Below are 21404 nucleotides of genomic sequence, written 5' to 3'. Positions count from 1 at the left end.
GAGGCTGTGTAACGGCAAACCCTTGTACTCTTAGGTCAAAAATTTAGCACATAAGAGGTATTAACTCCTATTTGGGTGCTAATAACAACCTTTGCACGAAGAAAATTCTCTGTGCGCTAACTACATAAGCACGCAGGAATTTCGGAGCGAGAGTAGAGATGGATAAGCTATTAGTTACGGGCATAGATATTGGCCATAACAGCCTCAAAGCCGTGGTACTTAAACCCAATGGCAACAGTTACGCCTTATTGGGTTACAAAGAAATAATACTTAAGGAAGGTATTGTCGCTGAAAATAACACCATAAATCATCAAGAAATTGTAAAGACCCTTAAAGAGATAAGAAAAGAGCTACCATTTTGGGCTCGACGGGTCGCAATTTCTGTTCCTGATAATGCCGTGATCAGCAAGAAGCTGCAAATTGAGCAGAACTTGGAGGAGAGTGAGAAAGAGTTTGCCGTGGTGCAAGCTTTCTCGCATCAATCCCCATTTCCTGTTGAAGAGCTCAGTCTTGATTTTGTAAAGCTTGATGCCGATGAGCAGATGCGTGGAACAGACAGTTATCAAGTATTCGCGACTCGCAAAGATGTCGTTGAAACTCGCGTCGATGCTCTGCAAAAGTCAGGCTTGAAAACCGTGCTGGTGGACGTGCATTCACAAAGTTTAGGGCATATATGGAAACTGGCTGTCGAGCGCTTCCCTGAAAAGAGCAAGTATTGCTTGTTGGATATCAGTGCATTGAGCAGCTCTTTCACCATGTTTACAGAGCAGAGTGAATTGTTCCACAAGGAATTTCCTTACGGCACGCGAACTTCAAATGATCTATTTCAGCAAGACCCTCTTGCTGAAGACACGCAAGTTGCTACTGAGCAGTTTAATCGACAAATCGTTGATCGTGTAAAGCGCCAGATTCAGCTCTATACCTCGATTAATGGTAGTCAAGACATCAAAGGCATTTGGTTGTCTGGTGAAGGTGCAGCTACGCCAATGTTAGCAGAAGAACTTTCAAGTCAGTTGGCATTGGAGTGTGAGTTGCTTAATCCGCTCGGTCTATTCGAGATGAAAGTATCGAAACGCAAACGCCGTGCAGCAGATTGGCAGCATTTTACTGCGGCTGCGGGCTTAGCGGTTAGAGGTATTCAATGGCTAGGAGGCAAACATGCTGTATCACATTAACCTCCTTGCGTGGCGTGAGAATCAACGTGAAGAACACCGCCGCCGCTTTCTCAGTTTGATCGTCTTGGGGGTGATTGTTGCGTTGGGCGTGCAATGGGGCATTGGTAAGTTCTATCAATATCAGCAGGATCAACAACAGCAGCGCCTTGATTATTTGGCGCACTATATCTCCCAGCTTGATAAACGAATCGAAGCGATGAAGATTGCTGAACAAGAGCACAGCAAGATCTTGGAGAGGTTAAAGATCGTTGAAGGTTTGCAAAATGGGCGTAATAAGACCACGGAGTTCATGAACCTGATGCCGTCGGTGATCCCTGAAGGAGTCTACGTCGATAAGATCAAAATGAATGATTATGAAATTGAAATCTCGGGTATCTCTGATAGTACACCTCGCTTGGCCACCATGCTCGACAACATGGAGCGTTCAGCCAAGCTGCTAGATGTCGACATGCATTCTATCGTTCATGGTAAAGCGCGTTTTGGGAAAGAGTTTCAGACTTTCAAAGTTTCCTTCATGTTCAAAGACGCCTCGGTGAAAGGAGGTAACCAACATGGTTAATTGGCAAGATCTAGAAATGGATGAGATCGCTGAGTGGCCATTGGTGCCTCAGATAGTAGTGATCTTGTTGTTAGTTGTGCTGATTCAAGGCCTTGGTTATTGGTTTTATTTAAAGCCAGAGCAAGAACAGCTGAATAACCTTATTCAAGAAGAACAAACCTTAAAAGTTGCGTTACGGATCAAAGCGAACAAAGTCGCTGCTTTGCCTCAATTGCAATCGCAACTTGATGAGCTTACTACTCGATACGAATTGCTACTGCAACAACTGCCTGCACAGAAAGAGCTGGCAACCATGTTGGCTTCGGTGAATGAACTCGGAATTGATAATAAGTTGACGTTCACCCGAATCGACTGGGGTGATAAGCAATCAGAACACTTCCTTTATCGTTTACCGCTCGACATTGAGTTGACAGGGGATTTTCATGATATCGGTCGTTTCTCCCAAGCGATTGCGACGTTGCCACGCATCATCACTTTTAAAGACGTGACTTGGCAGCGTGTCAGCCAAGAGAGTGAAACTCTGCACTTTCGTGTGAAAGCAAACACTTACCAGTTCAAACCAGAGGTGAAGAAAGATGAGAAGTAAATCTTTGCTGATGGTGTGTATTGCTGGCGTTTTGACTGCCTGCCAAGCCAATGATGAATCACTGACGGAATTTATTCGTGACGTGGAGAACCAAGCTCGCCGTGATGTCACCAAACTGCAGCCTGTTGAAGAGTATGTTGTCGTTAATTACGAACCCGAAATATTGCGTGCACCTTTCGAATTGCCAAAAGAGGCAACGATTGCGACTCAACCTGTTGCAAGAAAAGACTGCTGGCAACCTCCTTCAAGAAAGCGAACTGGCAAATTGGAAAGGTTTCCTCTTGCGCAACTGCGCTTGAAGGGGGTGATGGGTATCGGCAGCAGTGTTTCTGGGTTGGTTCAGGCTCCGAATGGCACTGTTTACAAAGTAAAACCAGGTCAATACCTCGGACGCAACAATGGCAAGGTTACCCATGTATCCCACAACTATTTATTGATTAATGAAACCTTGCCAGACGGTTTGGGCTGTTGGCAAAAACGCAAAGTTAAGTTGGCTTTGAGATAGGCATAGCTGCATTTATTTTTGATATTGAGTAATGATGAAAATGAGACAAGGATTAACACTGACACCAAGGAAGCTAACAGGGCTCTTCTCTTTATGGTTGTTTCTACTTTTAGCCCCTTTAGTCGCAGCGGAAGAAGTAAAGTCTAACTCGCTTAAGAGCATTGACTTCCGTACTAATAAAGATAAAGACGCGGTTATCGTCGTAGAGCTTGCATCGCCAGCTGCTATTGTTGATATCAAGCGTGTGCAAGAAGGTTTAAGTATCGACTTGCTCAATACGTCAGTTAAAGACGATCAGCTTTATCTACTTGATGTAAAAGACTTCTCTACAGTGGTAGAGAGTGTTGAGGTTTTCCGCGATACCTCTACGACGCGTTTGGTCGCTTACATTGATGAAGATTATACCCATGACTATCGCCTCACAGGACGTTACCTTGAGGTGAAGGTTGGTAAGCTCAAAGCCAACGAAAAAGCGCCAGACAAAAGTATTCTGGAAAAAGAAGGCAAGTTGATTTCGATTAACTTCCAAGATATTCCGGTGCGAAATGTGCTGCAGCTTATTGCTGATTACAACCAGTTTAACCTTGTGGTTTCAGACTCAGTTGAAGGGAACCTGACCTTGCGTTTGGACGGTGTACCTTGGCAACAAGTGCTGGATATCATCCTTCAAGTCAAAGGCTTGGATAAGCGTGTAGATGGTAACGTTATATTGGTTGCTCCGAAGGATGAGCTCGATCTGCGCGAGAAGCAACAACTAGAAAAACAAAAGCTTGAACAAGAAATGGGTGAACTTTCTTCTGAAATTATCAAAGTGAATTTTGCGAAAGCATCGGATATTGCAGAGATGATTAACGGTGAAGGTAACATTAGTATGCTTTCTGATCGTGGCAGCATGACGATTGATGAGCGTACTAACTCATTATTGATCCGTGAGTTGCCAGAGAATATTCAAGTAATTCGTGAAATCATTGAATCATTAGATATTCCAGTAAAACAAGTTCAGATTGAAGCACGTATCGTGACTATCAATGAAGGTAACATGGATGAACTTGGCGTTCGCTGGGGCTTCACATCGATTAATGGTAGTCATACGGTTGGTGGATCGATCGAGAACAACCTTGCAACTATTGGTCTCTACGATGGCGGCGGTGGCGACGGCGATGGTGAAGACGGTGGCGGCAGTGTTGGTATTGATGACTTCCTGAACGTTAACCTTGCTGCAACCAGCCCGAATGCAACCAGTATTGCTTTCCAAGTTGCGAAACTAGGGTCTGATACTTTGTTGGATTTGGAGTTGTCTGCGTTGCAACAAGAATCAAAAGCAGAAATCATTTCTAGTCCGCGTTTAATTACTACCAATAAGAAGCCAGCTTATATTGAACAAGGTACTGAAATTCCTTACCTAGAATCCTCTTCCAGCGGTGCGACATCCGTAACGTTCAAAAAAGCGGTGCTGAGCTTAAAAGTGACACCGCAGATCACGCCTGATAACCGTTTGGTGCTGGATTTGAGTGTTACGCAAGATAGACCGGGTCAAGTGGTAAAAACTGGTACCGGTGAGGCAGTTGCGATTGATACTCAGCGTATTGGCACTCAAGTATTGGTGAATAATGGTGAGACGGTTGTGCTTGGTGGTATTTTCCAACATAGCATTACAAACTCCGTCGATAAGGTACCTTTATTAGGTGATTTACCGCTGTTAGGGGCACTTTTCCGTCGAAGTTACGAAAATGTCGGTAAAAGTGAGTTGCTGATTTTTGTTACGCCTAAAGTGGTGATTCAGTAAGACTCAGCGAGTAAAAAATCGATTAGATCAAAAATAAAGTTGCATTAGTGGCACCATGCTTGGATAATTTCGGGTCTTATCACGAATTATCTGTGAGGAATTGGTGCCACAAGCCTTGTAGAACAGCAGTTTGGCTGTGTGTTTCTTGTGGCGATCTTATTGAATTAACGTTGTAAATTATCGCTAAATATGGCTGAGAAACGTAATATTTTCCTTGTTGGCCCAATGGGTGCCGGCAAAAGTACAATTGGTAGACATCTAGCACAGCAACTGCATATGGAGTTCGTAGACTCTGATACAGTGATCGAAGAACGCACTGGTGCAGACATTGCTTGGGTTTTTGATGTAGAAGGCGAAGAAGGCTTCCGTAAGCGCGAAGAAGCGGTACTTGAAGACCTAACTCAAGAGCAAGGCATCGTGCTAGCAACAGGCGGTGGTTCTGTTAAGAGCAAAGAAAACCGTAACCGTCTTTCAGCACGTGGTGTTGTTGTTTACCTAGAAACAACTATTGAAAAGCAACTTGCGCGTACAAACCGCGACAAGAAGCGTCCTCTACTTCAAACTGAAAACCCTCGTGAAGTGTTGGAAAGTTTGGCAGGCGAACGTAACCCTCTATACGAAGAAGTAGCGGATTACACAGTTCGTACTGACGATCAGAGTGCAAAAGTGGTAGCCAACCAGATCGTAAAAATGCTAGAAGAGAGATAAGCATTTATCTTTTTCAAATTGGAGCACACCGATGGAACGGATTACGGTCAATCTAGCAGAGCGTAGCTACCCAATCTCAATTGGCGCCGGGTTATTTGAAGACCCGGCGTACCTTTCTCAAATTCTTTCAAGCAAAAACGTAAACCAGAAAGTGGTTGTGATCAGTAATGTTACGGTCGCGCCTCTGTATGCGGATAAAATTCTTAGCCAACTAAAACAGCTCGGTTGTGATGCATCCCTGCTTGAATTGCCAGATGGCGAACAATACAAAAGCTTAGACGTATTTAATCAAGTCATGAACTTCCTGCTAGAGGGAAGTTATGCTCGTGATGTGGTGATTATTGCGTTAGGTGGTGGTGTTATTGGCGACTTGGTAGGTTTTGCTTCGGCGTGTTACCAACGTGGTGTTGATTTCATTCAAATCCCAACCACATTATTGTCTCAAGTGGATTCATCAGTTGGTGGTAAAACCGCAGTTAACCATCCGCTGGGCAAAAACATGATTGGTGCCTTCTACCAACCTAAAGCCGTTATCATCGATACCAACTGCCTATCGACACTGCCAGAACGCGAGTTTGCAGCGGGTATTGCAGAAGTGATCAAATACGGCATCATTTACGATACTGCTTTTTTCGATTGGCTAGACGAGAATCTAGAACGATTGTATGCACTTGACGAAGAGGCGCTAACTTACGCTATTGCACGTTGTTGTGAAATCAAAGCGGAAGTGGTTGCTCAAGATGAGAAAGAGTCGGGCATTCGAGCGCTGTTGAACCTGGGTCATACCTTTGGCCATGCCATTGAAGCTGAACTTGGCTATGGTAACTGGCTACACGGTGAAGCGGTATCTTCGGGTACGATTATGGCGGCGAAAACATCTCATTTGCGTGGATTAATTTCGCAAGAGCAGCTTGATCGCATCATTTCCATTATGCGCCGAGCAAAACTGCCAGTGCATACGCCAGATAGCATGACTTTTGATGACTTCATGACGCACATGATGCGCGACAAAAAAGTATTGTCTGGTCGATTACGCTTAGTTTTACCTACGGGTATTGGTAGTGCCGAAGTCATTGCTGATACGCCGCAAGACATAATCAAACAAGCTATCGACTTCGGTCGAGACATTTAACCTTGTAATGGCGCCTTGGGGCGTCATTCTTGTAGTTTATTAAGGTTATTTAGATGAGTTTCGCTCACGTTCTTGAATTGGATTCACAAACCGAGTTATTAGACCGATTAGGCTTATTAACTAACTTTGCGTCTAATCTGATCGCTGTTAATGGTCAAGCCGGGTACGGAAAATCTTGGTTGGCACAGCGATACCTTGAGCTCGGTGCCAGTAACAAAAATCAATGTTTGTTACTTTGTCATTCAAATCAAGATGATGTGCAGCGTCGCATGCTTATCTTGAGTCAGATCGTCTCGGATGCGTTGTTCAATCAGCAAGATACTTTGCTCGATAGCTTGGAGAGAATCTTAGGTGATGACACGTGCGATATTGCCATCGTGGTCGATGATGCGCATTTGTTGAGTGAAAACCTAGTTTCAGAGCTATGGATGCTAGTGCTTGCTGCGCAAGCCAATCCAAATTGGAAAATCAACGTCTTACTGTTCACGCAAACTGGGTGTTTAGAGTCAGTATTGTCGCGTATTAGCTACGGACAAGAGTACAAGCCAGTTGAACTCGATATTGATATGCTGTCAGAAGTTGAAGCTCGTCGCTTTTTTGAGTCGCTAGTGATTCGATATGTCGATGATGACTCTGAAAAACGCGTTCGAGATGCATTCAAGAAAGTTGACCCGGTACCGGGTGACATCATGGCTTTAGGAGAGATGAAAGTGGAAAAAAGGATCATTATCCGCTCAATTGTCGGTTCGCCCCTTAACATTGCACTCGTTGTGCTGGTATTACTTTTGTTGGCGGCTGGTGGATATTGGTGGATGTATAATCAACCAAGCCCTGATGATAAAGCGCAGCAAATCACTGGAGTCATTGAGCAAACTGCCATTCCAACTCTAAACGAGCCAGAGGCTCAAATCAGTCGTGCAGATTCATCGATGGATGATGGCTCAGAGCCTTCGGATGATACTAACCTGACAGACGCTACGGATGATTCAGATGCTCTTCCTCCAGCGGTAACGAGTGAAGTAGCGAGTGTCGGCAGCGAAGATAAGCAGCAACGCGTTGTGATTGAGTCGGATGTCGTTGACGCACTTCTAGAAGGCAAGCCTGAAGCAGCCGATACCACTAACATTGAAACGGTTGTCGAAGAATCGATCCCTCAAGCGAAAAGCGCATCAAATTCCTCATTGATCAATGTGGTTCAAACCGGTCAGCAGCCTGAAGCAGAGAAAGCGACGTCTGGAAAACCGATAGTGAAGTTCTCTTTTGCTCGAGAAGAGCTGAAAGCACTATCGCCTCGTGCTTACACTTTACAGTTGGGGGCAATGACGGCGATGGAGGATGTACAAGCGTTCCTTGATAAGTACGACTTAAATGGTCAGGTGAGAATTTATCCAACCGTTCGTAGCGGAACAGAGTGGTACATTATCACTTACCAAGATTACCCTACGATTCAGCTGGCGCGAGACGCTGTTGAAAGCTTGCCAGATGCACTTAAATCGGTGAGTCCATGGGCAAAATCACTGGGTCAAGTACATCGAGAAATTGATCGCGTGAAATAATCCTGAGCTTCGTTGAAAAATATGTTACATTCCGCAGCCTTAATTTTTGGTCGATAGATAGAGCAGTAGATGAAAAAGCAACGAGCCTTTCTTAAGTGGGCAGGAGGCAAATACGGTCTGGTTGAAGACATCCAACGTCATTTACCACCGGCTCGAAAGCTAGTTGAACCTTTTGTTGGTGCTGGCTCGGTTTTTCTAAATACCGACTATGACCACTATCTACTGGCGGATATCAACCCCGACCTGATTAATCTCTATAACTTACTAAAAGAGCGTCCTGAAGAGTACATCTCAGAAGCGAAGCGCTGGTTTGTTGCAGAGAACAATCGCAAAGAAGCGTACTTGAATATTCGCGCCGAGTTTAATAAAACGGATGACGTGATGTACCGCTCGTTGGCGTTCCTATACATGAACCGCTTTGGCTTTAATGGCTTATGTCGTTATAACAAAAAAGGCGGCTTTAATGTCCCGTTTGGTTCTTACAAAAAGCCTTATTTCCCAGAAGCGGAGCTAGAATTCTTTGCTGAAAAAGCAAAGAAAGCGACGTTCGTATGTGAAGGTTACCCAGAAACGTTCAGTCGAGCGCGTAAAGGCAGCGTGGTTTATTGCGATCCACCGTACGCACCGTTGTCGAACACGGCGAACTTTACCTCTTATGCTGGCAACGGCTTTACGCTGGATGATCAAGCTGCATTGGCTGATATTGCAGAGAAAGCCGCAACTGAACGTGGTATCCCTGTTCTGATCTCAAACCATGACACGACATTAACGCGTCGCCTTTATCATGGTGCGGAGCTTAATGTCGTAAAAGTGAAGCGAACCATCAGTCGTAATGGCAGTGGCCGTAATAAAGTTGACGAGTTGCTGGCGCTATTTCGTGCACCTGACGCGGACAAATCTGACTCTTAATTCTCACACTATTGCATTGAAATAGTGGATCTCCCCACTGGCTTCGGTAGAATTGCGCGCAAATTGTTTGCTGTTTGCTCGCCACTACTGAGGTCAGGTATGAAAGATTTTCTAATTGCTCCATCCATTTTATCGGCTGATTTTGCTCGTCTCGGTGAAGACGTAGAGAAAGTTCTCGCAGCGGGTGCGGATGTGGTGCACTTCGACGTTATGGATAACCACTATGTACCAAACCTGACTTTTGGTGCTCCAGTGTGTAAAGCGCTACGTGATTACGGCATCACAGCTCCAATTGATGTACACCTAATGGTGAAGCCAGTCGATCGCATCATTCCTGATTTCGCGAAAGCAGGTGCATCAATGATTACTTTCCACGTTGAGGCATCTGAGCACGTAGACCGTACGCTTCAACTAATCAAAGAGCACGGCTGTAAAGCTGGCGTGGTTCTAAACCCAGCAACTCCACTTGCTCATCTTGAGTTCATTATGGATAAAGTTGACTTGATCCTACTGATGTCAGTTAACCCAGGTTTTGGTGGCCAATCATTCATTCCTCACACATTAGATAAACTGCGCGCAGTGCGTAAGATGATTGATGAGTCTGGTCGTGATATTCGCCTAGAAATCGATGGTGGTGTGAAGGTGGACAACATTCGTGAAATCGCAGAAGCGGGCGCAGATATGTTTGTTGCGGGCTCTGCGATTTTCAGTGAGCCAGATTACAAGCAAGTGATCGATAAAATGCGCGCTGAGCTTGCAGAAGCAAAATAAGCGCGGATAAACACGCTCTTAAACTAGCGCGTTAACGCTATGATTTGAAAGGCTGCCACCGTACCGGCAGCCTTTGTTGTTTCTAGTGCGAACCGAGAAAAAATATCCATCGCGGTGTGCAAATAATCACTTGCCTATTTTGCGTCCTTTCTGTACTATTCGTGCTCCTTAAAACTCAGTCAATTTTCTTTAGTTCCTTGCTTCCTCTGGACGACTGAGCCATTTGTGGAAGCTGAATAATCCGTAAGGAGCAACCAATGCGTCATTACGAAATCGTATTCATGGTGCACCCAGATCAAAGCGAGCAAGTTGCTGGCATGATCGAGCGTTACACTGGTTCAATCACTGAAGCTGGCGGTAAAATCCACCGTCTAGAAGACTGGGGTCGCCGTCAACTGGCTTACCCAATCAACAAGCTTCACAAAGCTCACTACGTTCTAATGAACGTTGAAGCTGACCAAGCTGTAATCGATGAGCTAGAAACTGCTTTCCGTTTCAACGATGCAGTTCTACGTAACATGATCATGCGTACTAAAGCGGCTATCACTGAGCAATCTATCATGCTTAAGCAGAAAGAAGAGCGTGCTCCTCGTCGCGAAGAGCGTGCTGAAGCTAAGCCAGAAGCAGCTGCTGAGTAATTTTTCTTTTGACCATCCGGATGGTGCTACTTGGCTTCATTGCCAAATTGCCCATTCGTAATTAAGCCTATTGATAATAAGACACTGTTGGTTTCGGATAGAGTTTTACTCTGCAGATTTAGACAGGTAGTCGTCACTGGGCTTAGGTCACAAGTATTCACTCAGATTTAGTACAAGGCAGTAGCATTAAGATAAGTGAGCTTATCACTTGTCACTCCAATCGAAAGATTTAGGAAGTTAGTGTTATCGCCGACAACATTACTCAAATTTAAGATCAGGAGATAGCCCATGGCTCGTTTCTTCCGTCGTCGTAAATTCTGCCGTTTCACTGCAGAAGGCGTACAAGAGATTGATTACAAAGACGTAGCAACTCTTAAAAACTACATCACTGAAGCTGGTAAAATCGTTCCTAGCCGTATCACTGGTACAAGCGCTAAATACCAACGTCAACTAGCTCGCGCTATCAAGCGTTCACGCTACCTAGCTCTACTACCGTACACTGATAAGCATCAGTAATCGGTCGTTTTATTAAGAAAGAGGATTAAGCAATGCAAGTTATTCTACTTGATAAAATCGGTAACCTAGGTGGTCTTGGCGACACAGTAAACGTTAAATCTGGCTACGCACGTAACTTCCTTATCCCTCAAGGTAAAGCAGTTATGGCGACTAAAGGCAACGTTGAAATGTTCGAAGCTCGTCGCGCTGAACTAGAAGCTAAAGTTGCTGAGCAACTAGCTGCTGCTGAAGCACGTGCTGAGAAAGTTAACGCTCTAGAAGCAGTTGTTCTTGCTTCTAAAGCTGGTGACGAAGGCAAACTATTCGGTTCTATCGGTACTCGTGACATCGCTGAAGCTATCACAGCTGCAGGCGTTGAAGTTGCTAAGAGCGAAGTTCGCCTTCCTGAAGGTGCTCTACGTAACACTGGTGAGTTCGAGATCAGCGTTCAACTTCACTCTGAAGTTTTCGCTACAATCAACCTACAAGTTGTTGCTGCTGAGTAATTCAGTACCAAGCGAAATAGTAAAAAGCACCTCCTCGGAGGTGCTTTTTTTATGTCTGAATATGATGAAAAGCGGGAGTTAGAAGGCAAACAAAAGGTTGACGGAAAAAACACTATCCGCCTTGCTCAAGCCCTCTGGCACTTTATCGTGATATTGGCGAGAGTGCGCTAATTTAAGAGCAATGTCTTCGGTAATGTCATTGGTAACACTAAGATCACTGTCGACACGCGTGTTACTTCTACCACTCACTAACGTGATATCTGCAGAAAGGCTCAAGTTATCAAGTGCATGCCACGTGGTATTGATGTTACCACGCAAGATCCCTTCTTGAACGATATCTGGAAAGACGATGTCATCATCATCAATCTCATCTAAATTTGGCTCTTGGTAGCGAAAACCAGGACCAATTTCTGCCTCAAGGGTGAAGTTTTCAGTATAAGCGAACTGGTAACCCAGACCGCCAGAAAGAGTGTAGTCTTTAAAGTAAGCACTGTAGCGTGAATCAACCCCTTTAAAACTGCCATACAAGTATGTCTTTGGACCTAACTTGTAGTCGGTTTGTGCGCTATAGGTCGAAGAGCGCTTGTCTTCTTCGCCATCTTTGTAAAGGTTGTAGTACTTCCATTCGCCATTAGAACGGTGGCGACCAGAAGTGTATTCAGCACTCAGACGAGCATTCAGGGAACGAGAGTCCGTGTTACCTGTGTGAGCTTGATAGCCGAACTCGACCTCAGTTTTTAGAGGATCGGGCACTTCAATTTCTTGCTCTGGCTTCACTGATTCTTCAGCGTACGATGCTCCTGTGCAAAGTAAGCTAAAGCCAAGTAACCAGTATCGGGACACAAAAACCTCGAACGTAAATAAAAAGGAGGGGCATGATACTGATACAGATGTTTTATTGGGTCAATGATAGGTTAATTTTTATTAGACCTAAGTGGTAGAACCTTGTTAGACACCTTTATGAAGGCGTTAAACTTTACAAACAATATGCTTCAGTACGGATTGATGAGATTCTATCGTAATCGAACAAATTCGCACTATAAAAAGCCACTTTTTAGTTCTTCACTTGTGGAATTCTTAACAAGTAATTGTCTCATGAGGGAAGCATCTTAGCTAAGTTTAAGGTTATAATCTTGGGTCATTAGTAGTTATCGAGCAAAGTCATGGCGGAAAACAGAAATCGCAAACCTTCAGACAGTCAGGTCGAAGCACTCAAGGTGCCACCTCACTCGCTAGAAGCTGAGCAATCAGTAATTGGCGGTCTATTACTAGACAATGAACGTTGGGACACCGTAGCCGAACGTGTTGTAAGTAGTGATTTCTATAGTCGTCCCCATCGCCTGATTTTTGAAGGGGTTAAAACCATTCTTGAAGATGGTAAGCCTCTCGACTTGATCACGTTATCTGAACACCTAGAGCGTCACGAACAATTGGAAGACGTGGGTGGTTTTGCCTACCTTGCTGATCTTGCCAAAAACACCCCAAGTGCGGCGAACATTAACGCGTACGCTGATATTGTCGCGGAGCGCGCGATTGTACGCGGTTTGATTGGTGTCGCGAACGAAATCGCTGATGCTGGTTACGATCCTCAAGGTCGAAGCTCAGAAGACTTAATTGATATGGCGGAGAGTAAAGTTTTCGCCATTGCAGAATCACGCACTAGCGAGAATGAAGGTCCACAAAACGTGGATAACATTCTGGAGAAAACACTAGAGCGAATTGAGATTCTATATAAAACCCCGCAAGACGGTGTGACGGGGGTAACGACCGGCTTTAATGACCTCAACAATAAAACGGCAGGTCTACAAGGTTCGGATTTGGTTATCGTGGCGGCGCGTCCATCGATGGGTAAAACTACCTTTGCGATGAACTTGTGTGAAAACGCGGCGATGAGCCAAGACAAACCTGTACTTATCTTCTCGTTAGAGATGCCTGCTGAACAGCTGATGATGCGTATGTTGGCGTCCTTATCTCGTGTTGACCAAACGAAGATTCGTACTGGTCAGCTAGATGATGAAGATTGGGCGCGAATTTCTTCTACCATGGGCATTCTTATGGACAAGAAGAACATGTACATTGATGACAGTTCGGGTCTAACGCCAACCGAAGTGCGATCTCGTGCTCGTCGTATCGCTCGTGAGCATGGTGGTTTGTCCATGATCATGGTCGACTACCTTCAGCTAATGCGTGTGCCTGCTCTTTCGGATAACCGTACCTTGGAAATCGCGGAAATCTCGCGCTCACTTAAAGCGTTGGCGAAAGAGTTGAATGTGCCTGTCGTTGCGCTATCACAGCTAAACCGTTCCCTAGAGCAACGCGCAGATAAACGTCCGGTTAACTCAGACTTGCGTGAATCGGGCTCTATCGAGCAGGATGCCGACTTGATCATGTTCATTTACCGTGACGAGGTTTACCATCCTGACAGCCCATACAAAGGCACGGCAGAAATCATTATTGGTAAGCAACGTAACGGTCCTATCGGTTCGGTTCGCTTAACATTCCAAGGTCAACACTCGCGCTTTGATAACTACGCGGGTCCAGCATTTGATATTGATGATGAGTAATGCAATGAGCTACATGAAAGCCGCGATGGCATGCATTGACTTGTCAGCACTGCAGCACAACTTACAGCGAGTAAAAGAACAAGCACCAGACAGCAAAGTGATGGCCGTGGTGAAGGCGAATGGCTACGGTCATGGTCTTCGTCATGTAGCTAAACACGCTACTCATGCGGATGCTTTTGGTGTTGCTCGTATCGAAGAAGCCCTTCAGTTACGCGCTTGTGGCGTAGTAAAGCCGATTCTTTTACTTGAAGGTTTTTACTCGCCAGGTGATTTGCCTGTATTGGTGACGAATAACATTCAAACGGTCGTCCACTGTGAAGAGCAGTTGACTGCGTTGGAGCAAGCAGAGCTTGAAACGCCAGTTGTCGTTTGGCTCAAAATCGATAGTGGCATGCACCGACTTGGTGTGCGTCCAGAGCAGTACGATGAATTCATCACACGCCTTAAAGAGTGTCCAAACGTGGCGAAACCGCTACGTTACATGAGTCACTTTGGCTGTGCCGATGAGCTAGGTAATAGTATTACGACAGAGCAGATCGACTTATTTATGTCGCTTACCGCAGGCTGTCAAGGAGAGCGCTCTTTAGCGGCGTCAGCAGGCTTACTTGCTTGGCCGCAAAGCCAGTTAGACTGGGTTCGTCCTGGAATCATCATGTACGGCGTGTCTCCATTTGATGATAAAACGGCACAAGACATGGGCTATAAACCCGTCATGACACTGAAATCGCACTTAATCGCGGTACGTGAAGTGAAGAAAGGTGAAAGTGTCGGCTATGGTGGCATGTGGACCAGTGAGCGAGATACTAAAGTCGGTGTCATTGCTGTTGGGTACGGAGATGGTTATCCACGAACAGCACCGAATGGTACGCCAGTTCTTGTTAACGGACGCAAAGTACCAATTGCAGGTCGCGTTTCTATGGATATGCTGACGGTCGATTTAGGTCCAGACGCGACTGATAAAGTAAGCGACGAAGCTATTTTGTGGGGTATGGATTTACCAGTAGAAGAAGTGGCGAGTCACATCGGCACTATCGCTTATGAATTGGTAACTAAACTGACTTCTCGCGTCGAAATGGAATATTCGAAGTAACCCATGAAGAAAAGATTATTCTCAGTGCTGGCATTCTCTGCCAGCCTTTTTTTATCCCCGCAGATAGTCGCGAAAGAGAAAGACTCAGCATTTGTTCCGTTCTATTTCAGTACGGATACCATGGGTAGCACGATCGGTTTAGCTGGTGTGGCAAAAGGTGTTGGTCAACCTCAAGCTGCATTGTTTGGTATGGGGCTGTATTCTGAGAAAAATAGCTATGTCGGTTTTCTTTCTGCCTTCAACTACGCTTTGTCATCAAATCTTTTGTTTAGCACGCAAATGTATCAAGCGCGCTTTAACGACAACCCATATTACCTAGACAATCAAGGTTCAAACAACTCTTCAACGGAAGACAAAACGATAACCAATGGGGATGAAGAGAACTATAAACTCGAGTTCAAGTACTTGCTTCCTTGGGGTAACGTTCGTGAACATGGGTTACTTGGTGCATTCCAACCTATTCGCGATGTAAGTTTTGCTTCTCCGGTCGATTCTGGTGTCAGCTCAATTATCTTCACGCCGTTTTATTCTTCTCGTGAATTAGACATCTACAACGATAAGAAAGAAGAAGCGACAGGGTTTAGCCTGACATTTGACTGGGACAACCGCGACAGTGTGCGTAATACCACGCGAGGCTCCCATACCTCGTTTGATTTAACCACAGGAGCAGACAGCTTACAGGCGGAAGACTTATGGCTAAAGTGGGAGTTCCAAAACAGTCAGTACTATTCCCTAGGTCCGTTAGGTGATTGGTTTGATCAGCAAGTTCTGGCATTCGATTTCTATACTGCAGATACACCGACATGGAATCAGTGCGATGGCGCAGTATGTAGTCGTCCTCCAGAGCAGGAGCAAGTTCGCTTGGGTGGCTTGTATCGCTTGCGTGGTTATACTGCGGGTCGTTACCATGGACGCAGCGCGATTCACTATTCTGCGGAATACCGCGTATTGCCAGACTGGCAGCCGCTTGATGATATTCCTCTGATCAACTATTACGACTTACCTTGGTGGCAATGGGTAGCGTTTGTTGAAGTGGGGCGAGTCGCGGACGATTATGACCTCAAGATATTACATGAAGACATGAAGTGGAACGTCGGTGGCGCAGTACGCTTCCAAGTGGAAGGGATTGTTGTTCGTGCAGAGATGGCAAAAGGTGCCGATGAAGGTACTTTCCGAGTCATGATAAACCAACCGTTCTAACTCGATATAAAACAAAGGCTAACCCTGAGGTTAGCCTTTGTTGTCTCTAAGCTATTCGCCGTTGATGGTGGCGATAATGCGTCGGCTGCCACCGTAGTCTCGATGCTCGCCTAAGTAAATGCCCTGCCATGTTCCCAACGCTAATTGACCGCTTTGAATAGGAATTGTCACACTGCTGCCAAGTAAAGACGCTTTTATATGAGCTGGCATGTCATCATCACCTTCATAAGTGTGTTGGTAGTAAGGGGCGCGCTCAGGCACAAACTTATTGAAGTGGGCTTCCATATCCATGCGTACTGTTGGGTCGGCATTTTCATTTAAAGTCAAACTGGCAGACGTATGCTGAATGAATAAATGTAACAAACCTACTGAAAGCGATTGGATTTGTGGTAATTGTTGTTCAATTTCATCAGTGACCAGATGAAAGCCTCGGCTACGTGCTTTTAATTGCAGAGTTTTTTGTGCCCACATATGCGTTCCTTTGGAAAAATTTGGTTTGGCGTCTATCCTAATCCAATTAGAGCCTGTCATTAGTAAATGATATGATTCCCAACGTCATAAATGAATTGTTTAAATTCGAAACAGGGAACGTGACCTAACTCAATGTGAGTGTAAGGGCACTCAGTCATAATTGGCGACTGAAAAAAAATTACAAAGACTTGTTTTGTGGCAATTCGCCCAAACATCTCATTTATATTCTATTTGCTAAATCGGGGATTCCGCAGTTTTCGCTAGACTGTAAGGAATGGAACCTACTGTAACATCGGGATAAAGACCATGTTGAAAAATATCAATCCAACGCAAACACAAGCTTGGAAAGCGCTAACTGCGCATTTCGAATCTGCACAAGATATGGATCTGAAAGAGCTATTTGCTCAAGACGCTGCGCGTTTCGACAAATACTCAGCACGCTTCGGCTCAGACATCCTAGTCGATTACTCAAAGAACCTAATCAACGAGGAAACTCTGAAGCACCTGTTCGCTCTTGCTAACGAGACTGAGCTTAAGTCAGCAATTGAAGCGATGTTCAGTGGTGAAGCGATCAACAAAACAGAAGATCGCGCTGTTCTTCACACTGCACTGCGTAACCGCTCGAACAAACCTGTAATGGTTGGCGGCGAAGACGTAATGCCAGCGGTAAACGCGGTTCTAGAAAAAATTAAATCCTTCACTGAGCGTGTAATCGGCGGTGAGTGGAAAGGTTACACAGGTAAAGCAATCACAGATATCGTAAACATCGGTATCGGCGGCTCAGACCTTGGTCCTTACATGGTGACAGAAGCATTGGCACCATACAAAAACCACCTGAACCTACACTTCGTTTCTAACGTTGATGGTACTCATATCGTTGAGACTTTGAAGAAAGTAGACCCAGAGACAACACTATTCTTGATCGCGTCTAAGACGTTCACGACTCAAGAAACCATGACAAACGCGCACTCTGCTCGTGATTGGTTCCTAGAAACTGCTGGCGATCAAGCACACGTTGCTAAGCACTTCGCAGCGCTATCTACTAATGCTCCTGCGGTATCTGAGTTTGGTATCGACACAGACAACATGTTTGAGTTCTGGGACTGGGTTGGTGGTCGTTACTCACTATGGTCTGCAATTGGCCTTTCAATTGCATTAGCTGTAGGTTACGACAACTTCATCGAGCTTCTAGATGGTGCTCACGAGATGGATAACCACTTCGTGTCGACAGATCTAGAAAGCAACATCCCTGTGATTCTTGCTCTGATCGGTATTTGGTACAACAACTTCCACGGCGCTGAGTCTGAAGCAATCCTACCTTACGATCAGTACATGCACCGTTTCGCGGCGTACTTCCAGCAAGGTAACATGGAATCTAACGGTAAGTACGTTGACCGTGAAGGTAACGCAGTGACTTACCAAACTGGTCCTATCATCTGGGGTGAACCAGGAACTAACGGTCAGCACGCGTTCTACCAGCTGATTCACCAAGGCACTAAGCTGATCCCATGTGACTTCATTGCACCAGCAATCAGCCACAACCCAGCAAGCGATCACCACCAAAAACTGATGTCTAACTTCTTTGCACAAACAGAAGCATTGGCATTTGGTAAGTCAGCAGAAACAGTAAAAGCAGAATTTGCGAAAGCAGGTAAGAGCGAAGAAGAAATGGCGTCTCTAGTACCGTTCAAAGTATTTGAAGGTAACCGCCCAACGAACTCTATCCTAGTTAAGCAAATCACACCTCGCACGCTAGGTAACCTGATCGCAATGTACGAGCACAAAATCTTCGTTCAAGGCGTTATCTGGAACATCTTCAGCTTCGACCAATGGGGTGTTGAGCTAGGCAAACAACTAGCGAACCAAATCCTACCTGAGCTAGCTGATGAGTCTGAAATCAACTCACACGATAGCTCGACAAACGGTCTAATCAATGCATTTAAAGCGTTTAAAGCTTAATGTTTGAATAGAAAAAGAAAAGGTCAGCAAATGCTGACCTTTTTTATTGCCTGAGGCAGAAACAAAATAGGTTGGTACGGACCAACCTATTTTTTCTCTATTATTCGAAACAAATCTCGATGAAGGCATTTCCCCACTGTGAAGAGAAAGGCATGATGATGATTGAGCCTTCACACTTGTGGCGAATGGTGTGACCTCGACCAGATACTACAACTGGTGTTGCCATATCAAAGTCAAACCCACTTTCCGCTAGAATGCGTTTCGCACCGCCTGTCACCATATTAGTGATCTCACCAACCATATCCGTCACTTCTTCGTTCAGTCCATTTGGACGTTCACCAAGCATGTTCTGCATGATTTCCAGTGCTAACGCTTCATCAAAGGTAATCGACATTGAGCCACGAGTTTGTGGACCAACCATACCGATAAGACCAGAAACGTCACCTCGTGCGATCTCATCTTTCTTGATTCGCGGTTTTTGTGGCTTCAATTCAAGCGAAGCCATAGTTTTTAGAACATTCATTAAAGAAGCTAAAAACGGGTTTACAAATTCAGCGCGCATAACGTTCTTCTATCTTTCTTATTTCGTCTCCGAGGAACATGCCTGGCATTCGCCATGGGTTTCGATAACTTGATTCGTCAGTTTGAATCCATGTTTCTCGGCGTTATTGGCTAATAAGGATATCAGCGTCTCGTCTTCAAGTTCAACGACATCGCCACATTTATCGCAAATTAGCAGTTGGAAAAAGTGCTGTTGAGTGTTGAACGAACAGCAAGTGATAAAGCTGTTGTTAGATTCCACTCGATGAATAAAGCCTTGTTCTAGAAGAAAATCTAATGCTCGGTATACCGTCGGTGGTTTCGCTTGTGGTTCGCTCTCTTTCAGTTGCTCCAATAGCTCATACGCACTAGAGGCGCGGCGATTAGAACAAATGAGCTCAAAAACGCGTCGGCGTTGCGGCGTCAACCTTACTCCGCGCTCAGCGCAGATATGTTCAATTTGTTCAAGGATTGTTGGGTCCAAATCTTTCACCATAACTATCGGACGTGCTTTATGATAAACCATTTCTATACGAAGTTCGTTTAGAAAGGCTTCATTTTACCTACTATCAGAACGAAAATCATGAATTAAAGCAAGCCAGTGTATATCAGAGAGAGTAATCGATATCACAGAACGAGATCCCAATGCCGAAATATGTCTATTGGTAAGTAAGCTCACAACACTCGCATCCACTGCACAGTGGGTATACAATACCCGACTTCATTTTTTGAGCGCACCGTCGCGCTCTATCTTGGCAACGTAAAAACGGGTGTTTATATCATGACTCATTCTTGCAGGCTCTCTGTAGCACCAATGTTGGATTGGACCCACTTTTAAGTAATACCAGTAGTTAAAAGCAAGTCATACGTACTATATGAGTACTAGTTAAAACGTTGCCTCTATACTTGAAGCGGTTCGGGCTTGTCGAATCTCTTGAGTAACAAGTACTTCAATACTCTCTACCTCATTTTTTATTTTTACAGATACATACGTTATATTGTTTAGTATTACCATCAATGCTTTGATTACCTCACCAGTTTCCTGCTCCGCAGTTGATGCCTCCATAAAAAGATTAGTTACTTGGTTCAATAGACGTTTAAAATTTTCGTCTAGTTCTTTTAGTTCGTCTAAGGAAATCGATAGTTCACTATTGTCTGAATATGAATAACCCAAGATTAGAGCCTTTCTTCGGTATGATTGCCCTTTAACATAGCCTTCGCGAACCTTAGACAGCTCTTCAAATTTTGTTCGATAGGTATCTGTATCTAGAATCGCAATCCTTGCAATATCTTTATGGCTTTCATTGAGGACTTCTAGAAACAGCTGTAGATTTTCGAACAGTCCCTCTAACTTGAGTTGCTTTTCCTCTCTAGTTGTCATCCATCTATCATTGATAATCTTCTTATCACTTTCTTGTGATTGAGCTTCTATTTGGCGATTTAAATTGCGGCGGATAAAAAAGTTGTTAATTAGCACCGCTGCAATAGCAATAACCCCCGTAAATACAGTCGATATAGGAGTTAGTAGATTATTTTCTTGTAGTACTTTTAATTGCTCAATCATGCTTTTTACATTCTCTGCCCTGACCAAACCACTTCACCGATGATCTCAAAATCGGCACCTTCAATATCTTTCTTTCCAAGTTCCCAAGCTTCATAAGAGCTATTGTCACTAACCACCTTGATACCGTTTGGTAAGAATTGAAGTCTTTTCACCATTAATCGGTTGTCATATCTGAAGACATAAATCCCATCGGTAGAGAAACCATCAACACGATTAACCATGACGATACTTTGGTTCTTGAGTGTAGGAGCCATGCTGTCCCCACGAACTGGCATTAAAAAGATATTGTTGGGGTTGAAGCCAAGCTCTTGTCTTATGAATCGTTCGCTAAAGACCATTGCACTTGATTCTTCTTCTTTCTCAACTAGTGTTCCATGTCCAGCACTTACTTCTACGTCATAGAACTTGAGTTCTAAATATCCTTTAGGGGCTACAGAGCCTGTTTTTGAGATCTCTTCGGCTTTTAGAAAAATATCTTCTGGAATTTTTTCTCTACTTTTCCATGACTGAATAGTTTTTGGTGAAATGCCTAAAACTTTAGCTAAATCAACGTTTTTTGCTGTCCTTGTTAGTTTTTTAAGTTCTTCAATCTGAGTCTCTATGTGCTTCATAAGTGCTGCCTAATGTCTGCAAAGGTATTGCGATCTGATTTTTGATCCGCAATAATGCTTCGCGTTGAGTTTGAAGGTT

At 44.6% G+C, this 21404-nt stretch carries 23 protein-coding genes; 17 read left to right on the top strand and 6 right to left on the bottom strand.

Annotated elements, in window-relative coordinates:
• The first annotated feature begins 158 nt into the window (after positions 1–158).
• The 13 genes from pilM to rplI all read left to right on the top strand — a co-directional run bounded on the left by pilM (position 159) and on the right by rplI (position 11326).
• Positions 159–1175: a type IV pilus assembly protein PilM gene (pilM, locus tag ABMY42_RS22490; protein WP_026138410.1), complete on the top strand. Its 1017-nt coding sequence runs from the start codon at positions 159–161 to the stop codon at positions 1173–1175.
• Positions 1159–1734: a PilN domain-containing protein gene (locus tag ABMY42_RS22485; protein WP_005451499.1), complete on the top strand. Its 576-nt coding sequence runs from the start codon at positions 1159–1161 to the stop codon at positions 1732–1734. The genes pilM and ABMY42_RS22485 overlap by 17 nt, the downstream gene beginning before the upstream one ends.
• A complete protein-coding gene (pilO, locus tag ABMY42_RS22480) occupies positions 1727–2320 on the top strand; it encodes a type 4a pilus biogenesis protein PilO (protein WP_005451500.1) in 594 nt (197 codons plus the stop codon). The genes ABMY42_RS22485 and pilO overlap by 8 nt, the downstream gene beginning before the upstream one ends.
• The gene (locus tag ABMY42_RS22475; protein WP_005451501.1) at positions 2310–2825 is read left to right on the top strand and encodes a pilus assembly protein PilP; all 516 of its coding nucleotides are present in this window, start codon (positions 2310–2312) and stop codon (positions 2823–2825) included. Before pilO ends, ABMY42_RS22475 begins: the two co-directional genes overlap by 11 nt.
• A gap of 34 nt (positions 2826–2859) precedes the next feature.
• Positions 2860–4611, top strand: coding sequence for a type IV pilus secretin PilQ family protein (locus tag ABMY42_RS22470; RefSeq protein ID WP_005451505.1), 1752 nt, complete (start codon positions 2860–2862; stop codon positions 4609–4611).
• A gap of 189 nt (positions 4612–4800) precedes the next feature.
• Positions 4801–5319, top strand: a complete 519-nt coding sequence (gene aroK, locus ABMY42_RS22465) for a shikimate kinase AroK (RefSeq protein ID WP_005451507.1) — start codon at positions 4801–4803, stop codon at positions 5317–5319.
• Between the two features lie 31 nt (positions 5320–5350).
• Positions 5351–6451 (top strand): 3-dehydroquinate synthase, encoded by a 1101-nt coding sequence (gene aroB, locus ABMY42_RS22460; protein ID WP_349266823.1) that lies wholly within the window; start codon positions 5351–5353, stop codon positions 6449–6451.
• A 53-nt stretch (positions 6452–6504) separates the two neighbouring features.
• Positions 6505–8007, top strand: coding sequence for an AAA family ATPase (locus ABMY42_RS22455; RefSeq protein ID WP_349266822.1), 1503 nt, complete (start codon positions 6505–6507; stop codon positions 8005–8007).
• A 69-nt stretch (positions 8008–8076) separates the two neighbouring features.
• Positions 8077–8916, top strand: a complete 840-nt coding sequence (locus tag ABMY42_RS22450) for a Dam family site-specific DNA-(adenine-N6)-methyltransferase (RefSeq protein ID WP_005451513.1) — start codon at positions 8077–8079, stop codon at positions 8914–8916.
• Between the two features lie 99 nt (positions 8917–9015).
• On the top strand, positions 9016–9687 hold the full coding sequence (gene rpe / locus ABMY42_RS22445) for a ribulose-phosphate 3-epimerase (protein WP_005451514.1): 672 nt from the start codon (positions 9016–9018) through the stop codon (positions 9685–9687).
• 257 nt (positions 9688–9944) lie between these two features.
• Positions 9945–10325: a 30S ribosomal protein S6 gene (rpsF, locus tag ABMY42_RS22440; protein WP_005451516.1), complete on the top strand. Its 381-nt coding sequence runs from the start codon at positions 9945–9947 to the stop codon at positions 10323–10325.
• A 288-nt stretch (positions 10326–10613) separates the two neighbouring features.
• Complete coding sequence (gene rpsR / locus ABMY42_RS22435) at positions 10614–10841, top strand: 30S ribosomal protein S18 (RefSeq protein WP_000090472.1); 228 nt, start codon at positions 10614–10616, stop codon at positions 10839–10841.
• 32 nt (positions 10842–10873) lie between these two features.
• Complete coding sequence (gene rplI, locus ABMY42_RS22430) at positions 10874–11326, top strand: 50S ribosomal protein L9 (protein WP_005451518.1); 453 nt, start codon at positions 10874–10876, stop codon at positions 11324–11326.
• 78 nt (positions 11327–11404) lie between these two features.
• On the opposite strand, the gene ABMY42_RS22425 is transcribed toward rplI, so the two are convergent.
• Positions 11405–12169: a DUF481 domain-containing protein gene (locus ABMY42_RS22425; RefSeq protein WP_009697565.1), complete on the bottom strand. Its 765-nt coding sequence runs from the start codon at positions 12167–12169 to the stop codon at positions 11405–11407.
• Between the two features lie 320 nt (positions 12170–12489).
• On the opposite strand from ABMY42_RS22425, the gene ABMY42_RS22420 reads away from it, so the two are divergent.
• Genes ABMY42_RS22420 through ABMY42_RS22410 form a run of 3 tightly spaced genes read left to right on the top strand, consistent with a single transcriptional unit; the run spans position 12490 to position 16180 of the window.
• A complete protein-coding gene (locus tag ABMY42_RS22420; RefSeq protein ID WP_349266821.1) occupies positions 12490–13890 on the top strand; it encodes a replicative DNA helicase in 1401 nt (466 codons plus the stop codon).
• Positions 13891–13903: 13 nt separating this feature from the next.
• Entirely contained in the window at positions 13904–14980 is a 1077-nt protein-coding gene (alr, locus tag ABMY42_RS22415) for an alanine racemase (protein WP_005451522.1), read from the top strand.
• Positions 14981–14983: 3 nt separating this feature from the next.
• Positions 14984–16180, top strand: coding sequence for a hypothetical protein (locus ABMY42_RS22410; RefSeq protein WP_349266820.1), 1197 nt, complete (start codon positions 14984–14986; stop codon positions 16178–16180).
• A 51-nt stretch (positions 16181–16231) separates the two neighbouring features.
• Here the strand turns inward: ABMY42_RS22410 and ABMY42_RS22405 are convergent, their stop codons facing one another.
• Positions 16232–16651: a secondary thiamine-phosphate synthase enzyme YjbQ gene (locus ABMY42_RS22405; RefSeq protein WP_005451524.1), complete on the bottom strand. Its 420-nt coding sequence runs from the start codon at positions 16649–16651 to the stop codon at positions 16232–16234.
• A gap of 306 nt (positions 16652–16957) precedes the next feature.
• On the opposite strand from ABMY42_RS22405, the gene pgi reads away from it, so the two are divergent.
• Positions 16958–18610, top strand: a complete 1653-nt coding sequence (pgi, locus tag ABMY42_RS22400; protein ID WP_017190915.1) for a glucose-6-phosphate isomerase — start codon at positions 16958–16960, stop codon at positions 18608–18610.
• A 100-nt stretch (positions 18611–18710) separates the two neighbouring features.
• Here the strand turns inward: pgi and ABMY42_RS22395 are convergent, their stop codons facing one another.
• From ABMY42_RS22395 to ABMY42_RS22380, 4 genes are all read right to left on the bottom strand, one after another.
• Positions 18711–19172 (bottom strand): chemotaxis protein CheX, encoded by a 462-nt coding sequence (locus tag ABMY42_RS22395; protein ID WP_005381269.1) that lies wholly within the window; start codon positions 19170–19172, stop codon positions 18711–18713.
• A gap of 18 nt (positions 19173–19190) precedes the next feature.
• Positions 19191–19646, bottom strand: coding sequence for a zinc uptake transcriptional repressor Zur (zur, locus tag ABMY42_RS22390; protein WP_009697566.1), 456 nt, complete (start codon positions 19644–19646; stop codon positions 19191–19193).
• A 390-nt stretch (positions 19647–20036) separates the two neighbouring features.
• Complete coding sequence (locus ABMY42_RS22385; RefSeq protein WP_349266819.1) at positions 20037–20714, bottom strand: hypothetical protein; 678 nt, start codon at positions 20712–20714, stop codon at positions 20037–20039.
• Positions 20715–20719: 5 nt separating this feature from the next.
• Positions 20720–21325, bottom strand: a complete 606-nt coding sequence (locus tag ABMY42_RS22380; protein ID WP_017819664.1) for a S24 family peptidase — start codon at positions 21323–21325, stop codon at positions 20720–20722.
• Positions 21326–21404 lie beyond the last annotated feature (79 nt).

The sequence above is a fragment of the Vibrio sp. SSH13-20 genome (assembly GCF_040104475.1).
In the GTDB taxonomy this organism is placed as follows: Bacteria; Pseudomonadota; Gammaproteobacteria; order Enterobacterales; family Vibrionaceae; genus Vibrio; species Vibrio harveyi.
This window is presented reverse-complemented; position numbering and strand designations above follow the sequence as displayed.